At 63.6% G+C, this 11,521-nt stretch carries 9 protein-coding genes; 3 read left to right on the plus strand and 6 right to left on the minus strand.

All coding sequences use genetic code 11. From position 1 onward, the window contains the following. The first annotated feature begins 477 nt into the window (after nt 1–477). Both ACE10X_RS38415 and ACE10X_RS38420 read left to right on the plus strand, forming a co-directional pair. Entirely contained in the window at nt 478–2,889 is a 2,412-nt protein-coding gene (locus ACE10X_RS38415; RefSeq protein WP_041482694.1) for a phosphoketolase, read from the plus strand. A gap of 28 nt (nt 2,890–2,917) precedes the next feature. Beyond that, entirely contained in the window at nt 2,918–4,102 is a 1,185-nt protein-coding gene (locus tag ACE10X_RS38420) for an acetate/propionate family kinase (RefSeq protein WP_038386896.1), read from the plus strand. Here the strand turns inward: ACE10X_RS38420 and ACE10X_RS38425 are convergent. From ACE10X_RS38425 to ACE10X_RS38435, 3 genes are read right to left on the minus strand one after another with little or no spacing between them, the layout of a single operon-like run. Further along, nucleotides 4,099–5,208: an MlaD family protein gene (locus ACE10X_RS38425; protein WP_038386897.1), complete on the minus strand. Its 1,110-nt coding sequence runs from the start codon at nt 5,206–5,208 to the stop codon at nt 4,099–4,101. The two genes, ACE10X_RS38420 and ACE10X_RS38425, sit on opposite strands and share 4 nt — an antisense overlap. A gap of 16 nt (nt 5,209–5,224) precedes the next feature. Next, nucleotides 5,225–5,962 carry an ABC transporter ATP-binding protein gene (locus ACE10X_RS38430; RefSeq protein ID WP_018268782.1) on the minus strand — a complete coding sequence of 246 codons (738 nt, stop codon included), beginning with the start codon at nt 5,960–5,962 and terminating at the stop codon, nt 5,225–5,227. A 2-nt stretch (nt 5,963–5,964) separates the two neighbouring features. Beyond that, on the minus strand, nt 5,965–7,077 hold the full coding sequence (locus tag ACE10X_RS38435) for an ABC transporter permease (RefSeq protein ID WP_026193361.1): 1,113 nt from the start codon (nt 7,075–7,077) through the stop codon (nt 5,965–5,967). Between the two features lie 179 nt (nt 7,078–7,256). On the opposite strand from ACE10X_RS38435, the gene ACE10X_RS38440 reads away from it, so the two are divergent. Beyond that, nucleotides 7,257–7,667, plus strand: a complete 411-nt coding sequence (locus ACE10X_RS38440) for a hypothetical protein (protein ID WP_018273619.1) — start codon at nt 7,257–7,259, stop codon at nt 7,665–7,667. On the opposite strand, the gene ACE10X_RS38445 is transcribed toward ACE10X_RS38440, so the two are convergent. From ACE10X_RS38445 to ACE10X_RS38455, 3 genes are all read right to left on the minus strand, one after another. Further along, the gene (locus tag ACE10X_RS38445) at nt 7,654–10,410 is read right to left on the minus strand and encodes a bifunctional acetate--CoA ligase family protein/GNAT family N-acetyltransferase (protein ID WP_041482693.1); all 2,757 of its coding nucleotides are present in this window, start codon (nt 10,408–10,410) and stop codon (nt 7,654–7,656) included. The genes ACE10X_RS38440 and ACE10X_RS38445 overlap by 14 nt on opposite strands. Then, nucleotides 10,392–10,868 carry an HPP family protein gene (locus tag ACE10X_RS38450; protein WP_018273621.1) on the minus strand — a complete coding sequence of 159 codons (477 nt, stop codon included), beginning with the start codon at nt 10,866–10,868 and terminating at the stop codon, nt 10,392–10,394. Before ACE10X_RS38450 ends, ACE10X_RS38445 begins: the two co-directional genes overlap by 19 nt. Before the next feature lie 70 nt (nt 10,869–10,938). Then, entirely contained in the window at nt 10,939–11,412 is a 474-nt protein-coding gene (locus ACE10X_RS38455; protein ID WP_018273622.1) for an Hsp20/alpha crystallin family protein, read from the minus strand. Nucleotides 11,413–11,521: the final 109 nt, after the last annotated feature.

Below are 11,521 nucleotides of genomic sequence, written 5' to 3' on the forward strand. Positions count from 1 at the left end.
CTAATCTACTATTTATTGCGCTAGCTCAAATCGTCGCCCGGCATCGCATGCTTGAATGGAGCTGTTAGGACGAGTGACCTATTCTCCCTGGGGTTGTCTCGATATTCAATGCCCGGCTCTGCCGGGCATTCTTTTTGTCTCGCCGCATGATGCTGAGAAATTGGCAGAACCCCGGCAGGCGCGCGGCGCTACTGCGGGTCAGCGTGAGGCCTCCAGAGATGGCCCTGAGATAACCGCCGCCGGAACTCGTGGGAGCGCGAGCAAACCTTGCCTCGAAGGAGCCGGTTCCGCTTTCGAACGATTGAACCTTCCGTTCCTTGGACGCCAGGATTGGATGGACGTTGGCAGCAACGTTGCGGTTTCGGCTCGAATTGGCGTGCATCTTTGAGCTGGCTCAAGCCATTCCCGTCACATTCGCCCTCTAACGTGGAACCGATAGCGGCGTCCGAGGTCATCTTTGAATCCCGGGAGAACGACATGCAATCTGCGACCACTCCAAACGAGCAAGCGCGGGCGGACGATCTTGTGCTGCTCGACCGCTATTGGCGAGCCGCCAATTATCTCTCCGTTGGACAGATCTACCTGCTCGCGAATCCGCTTCTGAGAGAGCCGCTGAAGCTGGAGCACATCAAGCCGCGCCTGCTTGGACATTGGGGCACCACGCCCGGGCTCAACTTCATCTATGCTCACCTCAATCGTGCAATCCGCACTTCCCACCTCAACGTCATCTATATCTGCGGTCCCGGCCATGGCGGCCCCGGCATGGTCGCGAACACCTATCTCGAAGGAACCTACACGGAGCTCTATCCGGAGGTGACGCGCGATTTGGACGGCTTGCGCAAGCTGTTCCGTCAATTCTCCTTCCCCGGCGGCATTCCAAGCCACGCCGCGCCGGAAACACCCGGCTCGATCCACGAAGGCGGTGAACTCGGCTATGCGTTGGTTCACGCATATGGCGCAGTGTTCGACAACCCCGATTTGATCGCCGTTTGCGTCGTCGGCGACGGCGAGGCAGAGACCGGCCCGCTCGCGGCCTCCTGGCATTCCAACAAGTTCTTGAACCCGAAGCATGACGGCGCAGTGCTGCCAATCCTGCACCTCAATGGCTACAAGATTGCCAATCCCACCGTGCTGGGGCGGATGGATGACGAGGACGTCCGTAGCCTCTTCACTGGCTACGGCTACGAGCCGCTGTTCGTCGAAGGCGACGATCCGCATGCGATGCATCGCTCGATGGCCAGCACGCTCGACACTGCGCTCGGCAGCATCCGCGCAATCCAGCAAGCCGCGCGGCAGCAGCCCGGCGACCTTAAGCGGCCGCGATGGCCGATGATCGTGCTGCGCAGCCCGAAGGGCTGGACCGGACCAAAGGAGGTCGATGGGTTGAAGGTCGAAGGATTCTGGCGTGCACATCAGGTGCCGATCGCCAACCCGCGCGGCAACCCCGAGCATCTGAAGCTGCTCGAGCATTGGATGAGGAGCTACGAGCCTGAAAGCCTGTTCGATGCAAACGGGCGGCTGGTAGCTGAATTGCAAGCCCTTGCGCCCGCAGGCGCCCGTCGGATGGGTGCCAACCCGCACGCCAATGGCGGCCTCCTGAAGCGGGAGCTGAAGCTGCCGGATTTCCGTGCGTATGCGGTCGAGGTCACCGCTCCGGGCGAGGTCGTCGCCGAAGCCACGCGGGAACTCGGCAAGTTCTTGCGCGAGGTCGTGGAGTTGAATGCGGAAGCCCGCAATTTCCGCATCATGGGTCCGGACGAAACCGCGTCGAACCGGCTCGACGCGGTATTCGAGGCCACCGACCGGGTCTGGATGGAAGGCATCGAGCCTTACGACGTCCACCTCGCCCATGACGGCCGCGTGATGGAAGTCCTGAGCGAGCATCTCTGCCATGGCTGGCTCGAAGGCTATCTGCTCACGGGCCGGCACGGCTTCTTCTCCTGCTATGAAGCCTTCATCCACATCGTGGATTCAATGTTCAACCAGCACGCCAAATGGCTGAAGGTCTCGCGCGCGCTGCCTTGGCGACGACCGATCGCGTCGCTGAACTATCTCCTCACCTCGCATGTCTGGCGTCAGGACCACAACGGATTCAGTCATCAGGATCCCGGCTTCGTCGATCTCGTCACCAACAAGAAGGCCGACATTGTCCGCGTCTACTTTCCGCCCGATGCCAACACCCTGCTCTGGGTCGGCGATCACTGCTTGCGCACCTATGACCGCATCAATGTGATCGTGGCGGGCAAGCAACCTGCCCCGCAATGGCTTTCGATGCGTGCGGCAATCACCCATTGCGAAGCCGGCATCGGGATATGGGATTGGGCCGGCACCGAGCCCCCCAATGCTGAGCCCGACGTGGTGATGGCCTGCGCCGGCGACGTTCCGACGCTGGAGACGCTCGCCGCCGTCGACCTGCTCCGCAAGGCGCTGCCGGAACTAAGGATCCGCGTCGTCAACGTGGTTGACTTGATGACGCTGCAGCCGATGGAGCAGCATCCGCACGGCCTGTCCGACCGCGACTTCGACAGCCTGTTCACCCGCGACAAGCCTGTCGTCTTCGCCTATCACGGCTATCCCTATCTGATCCATCGCTTGACCTACCGCCGCACCAATCACGACGGAATGCACGTGCGGGGCTTCGCGGAGGAAGGCACCACCACGACCCCGTTCGACATGGTAGTGTTGAACGGCCTCGACCGCTTCCATCTCGCCATCGAGGCAATCGAGCGCATGCCGGGGCTCGGCATCGCGGCAGCCCACGTCAAGCGGCGATTCCGTGACGCCCTGACCGAGCACACCCGCTACGTGCGCGAGCATGGCGAGGACATGCCGCAGATCCGTGACTGGGTCTGGCCCTACGGTACGACAGACCACAAATGCGTTGACTGAGGCAGCGAACACGCGAGAAAGACGGTCCATGTCCGACAGCGTCCTGGTGCTCAACGCCGGCTCGTCCAGCATCAAGTTCGGCCTGTTCGACATCGCACCGGCCGAGCCAAAGCTGCAATGCAGGGGCTTGCTCGATGAGCAGGAGAAGGTCCCGCGCATCGTGATGAGCGATGCCTCGGGCAGGCAGCTGTTCGAGAGGCGTCGCCCGAGCGGCACGTCGGAGGACAACGGCCTGTTCAGCGACGTATTTGCCTGGATCGAGGACTATCTCGCCGGCGGCAAGCTCGCCGCCGTCGGGCATCGTATCGTCCATGGCGGGCGTGCGTTCTATCGACCGGTCGTCATCACAGGGCAGGCTATCGCCGCGCTGGAGGCCTTGACGCCGCTTGCGCCGCTGCACCAGCCGCGCTGCCTGGCGCCGGTCCGCGCCGTGCAATCGCTGCGGCCGCAGCTGACGCAGATCGCCTGCTTCGACACGGCCTTCCATCACGGCCTGGCGCCGCCGGCCAGCCGCTTTGCCATCCCGCGGCACTTTGAGGAGCGCGGCATCCGTCGCTACGGCTTCCACGGCCTCTCCTTCGAATACGTCGCGAGCCAACTCGCCGCGATCGCGCCGCAATGGGCGGACAAGCGCGTCGTCGTGGCGCATCTCGGCAACGGCGCGAGCCTCTGTGCCCTGCAGAAGGGCAACAGCGTCGACACCACCATGGGATTGACCCCGCTCGACGGTCTCGTCATGGGGACCCGCTGTGGAACGATAGATCCCGGCGTACTGCTTTATCTCTTGCAGGAAGAAAGGATGTCGGTCGATGACGTACAACATTTGCTGTACGAAGGTTCGGGCCTGCTCGGCGTCTCAGGGCTGTCAGCCGACATGCGCGCCCTACTGGCGAGCCAAAAGCCCGAGGCCCGCGAAGCCGTCGATCTCTTCACATTTCGTGTCGCCGCAGAAGTCGCCGTGATGGCAAATACCCTTGCGGGCCTCGACGGCCTGGTGTTCACCGGCGGCATAGGCGAGCATGCCGCGGACATCCGGCAACGCGTCTGCGATCGCCTCTCCTGGCTCGGCGTCAGCATCGATACGGCTGCAAATGCGCAGGGCGAACAACGCATCGCCGCGAAGGGCAGCCCGGTCGATGTACTTGTCATTCCGACCAATGAGGAAGTCAGTATTGCGCGGCACTGCCGCAGCCTGCTGCGCACAGGTCGCTAGTCCGTCGATGCAACCCACATCACAAGCTCCCTTGCGAGAGACCCGAAGGCCCGATCGAATGCGGCTGCCGCCTCGGATGGTGTGAGCGAGTTTATTCCTTCGGATCCCTCAAGAAGCTTGGCGGCCTTTACCTGCCCATTTCGATCGACGATTTTCGCGGACAGGGAGATCGTCGCGCGCGGTTGGGCTCCCTGCACAATTTCGAACCGACGCAGGTCGATCAGCAGGCGCGGCGTACCCTCTACACCGCTGTCGGCCCGCAGTGGCGCATGGTCGACGTCGTAATTCTCGAAGCTCTGCAGCAACCGCGCCTGCACCAGCACCGGGAGACTATCGCCCCACTGCGCACCTTCGAACCGCTGACTTTCTTCATCCGGCGAAAACAGGAAGCGCTGGGTCTGCAAGCGTGCGATCGCGGTCGGCTCCGCCATGACCAGTTGCTCGGGCAGATTGGCATGGCGCTGCGCTCCGAAGTCGTCCACCGCGTGAAGGTCGTACACTACCTTGCGCGGCGCGGGCGCACCACCGGCGGTCATGCGTTCCAGCCCGGCCACGATACCGTCGAGCTTCGGCGTGTTGCGCGCGAGCCCTTCGGCGAACGTGCTGAGATTGTCGATCGTGCTGTGCAGCGGCGCGGCGTTCTCGGACAGGACGGCATCGACCCGGCGTAGTGCATCGCGGGCGGCCTGCGTCATGCTCCGCCCGGCCCCCTTTTCGGCCACCAGCGGTTCGCGCGCCGGCGGCGCCTGGGGATCATCGCCGCCTTCGAGCGCGATCACCGGAACACCAGTCAGTCCCTGGAAATCGAGGCCGACGCGCGTATCGCTATGCACCGGCGTACGCTCGGCGACTGCGATCGTGGCGTGAACCTCGCGCGGACGGTCCGGATCCAGCTCAAGCGCGGTCACTTCGCCGACGCGGATGCCATTGAAGAGGACGCCCGCCCCGACCAGCAGTCCGGGCACCGGATCGGCGAAAACCAGCTGATATGTCTGCCGTTTCCCAATCCCCCCGACATTGTTCAGCCAGTAGACGAAGCCGAACACGGCGACGATCGCCGATAACACGAATGCACCAACGACGATATAGGGCGCGCGGATTTCCATATGCGTCTCTCTCTGCCTAATTGCCGAGGCCCAGCTTCTGCGCCCGGGCGCCATGAAAGTAGGCCTGGACCCAGGGATGATCGGACTTGAGCACCGATGACAGCCGGCCGATTGCGGCGATCCGGCCGTCGGCAAGCGCGGCGACGCGGTCGCAAATGGCCTGCAGACTGTTCAGGTCGTGCGTCACCATGAACACGGTAAAGCGCAACGTCCGGTGCAGCGTCCGGATCAGGGCGTCGAATTCGCCCGCAGCGATCGGATCGAGACCGGAGGTTGGCTCATCGAGAAACAGGAGCGAGGGGTCAAGCGCCAGTGCCCGCGCCAGCGCCACACGCTTGGTCATGCCGCCCGAAAGCTCGGACGGAAACTTGTCGCCGTCTTCGCGCGTCAAGCCAACCATCTCGAGCTTCGCATCCGCGACTTCGTCCAGCAGCCTTGGTGAAAGCCGCGCCTGCTCGCGCAACGGAAACTGAATGTTCTGCCGAGCCGTCAAGGCCGAGAACAGCGCTCCCTGCTGGAACAGGACACCCCAGTGGCGTTCGTTATCGCTGGCGCCCGCGAAATCGATCTCCCCGCTCCGCTTCGGCAGCAGGCCGACCAATGTCCGCATCAGTACCGACTTTCCGCCCCCGGACGCGCCCACGAGGCCGAGAATTTCGCCGTCGTTCACGTCGAGGTCGAGGTGATCGAGGACGATCTTCTTGCCGAAGCCGACCACCAGGTTGCTAATATGGATGGCTGGAGTGTCGGTCATGGCTACATCCCGATCGACGCGAAGAAAATCGCAAACAGGCCGTCGAGCACGATCACCAGGAAGATCGATTTCACGACGGACGCCGTCGTCTGCTGTCCGAGCGACTCCGCACTGCCCTTCACGCTCAATCCCTCCACGGCCGCGACCAGCCCGATCACGAGCGCCATGAATGGTGCCTTGATGATGCCGACCTCGAAATGAGCGACTGAAACCGCGTCGTAAAGGCGTGCGATGAAGATCGCCGGGCTCATGTCGCCATAGAGCCAGGCGATGAGGCCGCCGCCATAGAGCGCAGCGAGCGAGCCGAGAAAGGCAAGGATCGGCAGCGCGACCACCAGCGCCAGGATTCGCGGCAGGATCAGGACTGCGACAGGATCGAGCCCCATGGTGCTGAGCGCGTCGATCTCCTCGCGCATCTTCATTGCGCCGATCTCGGCCGTATAGGCGCTGCCGGATCGTCCGGCCACCATGATGGCAACGATCAGCACGCCAATCTCGCGCAACACGAGGATGCCAACCATGTCCACGACATAGGATTCCGCGCCAAAGCGGCGGAAATGGAAGATGCCTTGCTGAGCAATGATGGCGCCGATCAGGAACGTGATCAGCACCATGATCGGCACCGCCTGCCAGCCCACCCGGCCGAGCTGATAGACGGTCGACGTCAATCGGAACGATCGCGGATGCTTGAAGATGCCAAGCAGCGCTGCGCTGAAGGCGCCGAGCATATGCAGGAATGCCGCCGAATCGGTCGCCAGCCGCCTGCTGCCGCGGCCGAGCTGATCAAGCCTCTGCAGCACGGGGTTGACCGATCTCCGTTCGGCGGGGCCGGAACGGTTCAGCCCCCGCACCTCTTCCAGCAGGTCGCCGTACGGACCGTCGGCACCGGTGAGCACTGCCCTGGTTGCACCGCCACGGGCCAGCCTTTCAAGCAGCCAGGCCCCGACGGTGTCGAGCGCGGTGACACGCCGTACATCGATCGAGCCAATATCGGTGCGCGCGGCGTGCGCGCACAGCCGCTCCAGCGCCTCGACATTGGCAACGTTCCAGGCCCCACATGCGGCAAGCATGCGCGGATCATCCGCATTCGCTATCAGGGCTGGGGCATTGAGCAAGATTCTGACTCCAATTTGCAACTCACCTTAGGGGCGCTGGAGACGCCTGTGTTTGACGCAGCGCAACCGGCCTCACCGTGCCCCGGAATGCGCTTGACCCAGATCAACGGCTTGGCAAGCGGTGGCCTTATGATTTGACAGATTGCCCGGCAGCCTCGGGCGTGCTCAGGAGATTTCAGATGAATCGCGCCGCCTTCAAACCTTTGCAAAACACCGCGTTGCCGCACTCGTTCAGGCAGGTCCGGCTCGAGCGCGCCCGCGAGCACGATCACCCCGAGGGTGCGTCCGCGATCGGCTATGTCATCGTCGCCCCGCTCGACACGACATCGCGGATCGATGTCGAGACCTGGAGAGCCCATCGCGACGCGTGCCGCGTCATCCGCCAACGGCCGGGCGAAGACGATCAGCTCGGCCACCTCGTGCATGGACCGGCCGACAGCTGGCGCTTTCACTATGACGTTGCCGGCGCCACCGCCGATGAAGCCGGGTTTCATTTCGGCAGTGAGCCCTTTCGGGTCGGCGAATATGTCTCCGTCCATGAGGTGGACGGCATGCATCCTTACCGGGTCGTCGCCGTCACGCCGCTCTGATTGCACTTTGCCGGATCAGGATGTCGACGCCCAAGGCATCCACCACCGGAAGGGAGAGATCGAGAACGACATTGACGATCCTGTGGTCGGTCGGCTCTGTGGCCGCCGTGAATCCGATCTCATGGCACATGCTCAACATGGTGCTGTTCTCGGCCAGCACTTCGCCAGACAGCCGCTTCAGCCCTTCCGACTTCGCATAACGGATCAGGAGCTGCATCAGCGCCCATCCAAGCCCTTTGCCCTTGAGATCAGACTGCAACAGGATAGCGTACTCGGCATTCTCATAGAGCGAGTCGGAATGAAGCTGGACCGCTCCAACCATGGCACCCGTAGCTGGATCCAGCGCCGCAAAGGCCATCGCACGCGCGTAGTCGAGTTGGGTCAACCGCGCAATGAACGCGTGCGAGAAATTCTTCATCGCCTGAAAGAAGCGAAGCCTGAGATCCTCGGCGGTCACTCGCTTGAAGAAGCTCTCCACCATGGGCTCATCTTCCGGCCGCAGCGGCCGCACCACGACGCGCGAGCCATCCCTTAGAGCAAGCTCGCCCTCCCACTGCGACGGGTAGGGCCGCACTGCAAGTCGTGTCTGACCGGCGAACAGCCGCGCCGGCTTGCGGACCGCCACCCGCGCGTCGAGCGCCATCACGCCGGTTTCGTCAGCCAGCAGCGGATTGATATCGAGCTCCGCGACTTCGGGAATATCGGCCGCCATCTGCGCCAGCTTGACGAGGGTGCGCGGAACGACATCTTCCGGAACGGCGGGTACGTCGCGGTAGGCGGCAAGCAACCGCGAGACCCGCGTGCGCCCGACGAGGTCGCGCGCCAGGTTCATGTCGAGGGGTGGCAGCGCCAACGCCTTGTCGTCGATCACCTCAACCGCGGTGCCGCCGCGGCCAAACACGATCACCGGGCCGAAGGTCGGATCGTCGGCAATGCCAAGGATCAGCTCACGTGCCGCCCGCCGCTCGATCATCGGCTGGATCGTCACGCCCTGCAGGGCGGCATCCGGACGCGCGGCACGAGCGCGCGCCAGCACCGTCCTGGCGGCCTGTGCGACGCTTTCGCGAGTCCGCAGGCCGAGAATGACACCGCCGATGTCCGACTTGTGCCTGATGTCGCGCGAGAACAGCTTCACCGCCACGGCAAGCCCTTGCGCCAGGAAGGGCGCTGCCTTGTCCACGGCATCGTCGGCATCACGGGCCACGACGGTCGGAACGATCGGAATATCATAAGCCTCGAACAGCGCGACGATCTCGATCGGGTCGAGCCATTCCCGCCTCTCGGACAGCGCCTTCGCGATCACGTGCCTCGCCGCCGCCGTCCGCGGCGCAAACGTCGAGGCGCTGCTGGGCGGCGTTGCGGCCAGCGCGATGGAAGCATCGCGGTATCTCACCAGATACATGAAGGCGCGCACTGCATCGTCCTCGGTCGGGAAATGCGGGACGCGCGCCCGCTCGAAGGTCGCCGCCGTGCGGGCGTCGGCACCATCCCACGACGCAAGCACCAGTGCGGCTACCTCGCTGTTCCTGGCTCGGCGGCCGTCAACGCACCGCGTGACCGCTTCGGCAATCCGTTCGGTCGGCGCAACAGCCGTTTCCACGTTCATGACCAGCACGGCGTCGCTGTTGGCGTCCTCGAGCAGCGGGCCGAGCGCGGCCACGTAGCGGGCAGCGTCGGCATCGCCGGAGATATCGATGGGGTTGGCACGAGACCAGCCTTGCGGCAGGACCCGATCGAGCGCCGCAATCGTCTCCGTCGTCAGGCCTGCAGGAACGCCACCGAGCTCAACGAGCCGGTCGATCGCGAGGATGCCGAGCCCGCCGCCATTGGTCAGGATCGACAGGCGGTTGCCGCGCGGAACGAAGCCGCGGCCAAGCAACTCGGCGCAGTCGAACAGTTCCCGAAGGTCGTACACGCGCAGCATGCCGGCCCGGCGGAACGCCGCGTCATAGACGGCGTCCGAACCGGCGAGCGCTCCCGTATGGGTGGCTGCGGCCTTGGCGCCTTGCGCCACCCGGCCCGCTTTCACGACAATCAGGGGCTTGAGCCGTGCCGCGGCGCGCGCGGCCGACATGAACTTGCGCGCATCCCTGACGGCCTCGACGTAGAGCAGGATCGCGTTGGTATGATCGTCCTGCGCGAAATAATCGAGCAGATCGGCGACATCGACGTCGAGCTGATCTCCGATCGACACGATGCCGGAGAAGCCGAGCCGCCGCCGCTCTGCCGCCCATTCGATCATCGCGGCAGCGACGGCCCCGGACTGCGAGATCAGGGCAAGACAGCCTTCGGCGGGCTGATGCGCGGCAAAACTCGCATTGAGCTTCGCGCGCGGCACCATGACGCCGAGACAGTTCGGCCCGATCAGGCGCATGCCGTGCCGGCGCGCCGTCTGCGCGACCGTCTCGGCTAGCGAGCCGGCACCATGTCCGAGGCCGGCGGACAGGATGACCGCACCGGCGGCACCGACCGCGGCAGCGTCCGATATGATTCCGGGAATCGCGGCCGCAGGCGCCGTGATCGCAACGAGGTCGGGAACGAATGGAAGTGATTTGATATCCCGGGACGTAATCTCGCCATCGATCGCAGTGTATTTCGGATTGACTACGGCGATGCGGCCGGCAAAACCGCATGTCTTGAGGTTCATGAGTACCGCCAGACCGAGCGAAGACGGACGCGAACTGCCGCCGACAAGCGCGACCGATCGAGGCGAGAGAACCCGATCTAAACCAAACGTAGACATCGGACAGTCTCGCAGGGAACCAGCGGAGGCGCCTGCCGTTTCGTGCAGCGCGCCAGGGCCCGCATGACATCCTCGCGAGCAATAATCCCGACCAGGTGGTGATACTTGTCGATCACCGGTAGGCTCTTGAGCCGATGCGCGACCATTAGCTGAAGGACGCGCTGCAGATTTGTATCCGGCTCGACCGCGATCACATCGGACGACATGATCTCATCGACCGTCGTTCCCATGCGATCGTCGTAACGTGGCAGCATGTGATCTACCGGACAGGCGAACACCTTCAGGGCGTCCAGCTTCGTGACGAATCCGACCACAATATCGTCGCGGAGCACGGGATAGGCGTCATAGTCGTCTTTCGCGAACAACCGGTACAAGTCGCCGACGGTCATTTCGGGAGCGACGCTTCGTACCGATCTCGTCATGTTGCTCGCAACGGTCTCCTGAAGAAACTCGTACATGGCTGATCCCCTTTGATGGTTGCTTCGGGGACGCGTCGCTGCCTAACGGGCGACGCGCCTCGCAAGGCAGCTACGCCGCCGTCTTGATGTCGATCTGCCTGCTCTGCTTGGGAGCCGGCTTCTTGACGGTGACCTTGAGCACGCCCTTGGCGATCTCGGCACTGACGTCTTCCGCCTTGACGCCCTCGGGCAATGCAACGGACCGCGAGAACGCGCCGAAGCTGCGCTCGATCAGGTGATAGTCCTTGTCCTTCTCCTCGCGCTCGCTCTTCTTCTTGCCGCGGATCGTGAGCGTGTCGTCGGCGAGATTGAGCTGAATGTCCTTGGCCTCGAGGCCTGGCAGTTCGGCTGAGATCTCGACGGTCTTGTCGGTCTCGCTGACGTCCATGCGCGGCATCATCGCCTGCGGCGCGGCGAACGCCGGAAAATTGCGGCCGAAGCCGTCGAACAGCCGGTCGATCTCCTGCTGCAGAAATACGAAGGGATTGTTTTCGCGCCGCGCCAAGGCGCGCTCGCTTCCAACGGGAATCACGTTGTTAGCCATCAGTACCTCCTATTTGAATGTCGCTCGTGAAACAAAGCTAGTCAGGAACAGCCCCCCGGCCGTTGACCAGGATCAAAACCCAACCAATGTCATGTGATCAAAGGAGAGG

The organism is Bradyrhizobium sp. Pha-3, assembly GCF_042258325.1.
Lineage (GTDB): Bacteria > Pseudomonadota > Alphaproteobacteria > Rhizobiales > Xanthobacteraceae > Bradyrhizobium > Bradyrhizobium elkanii.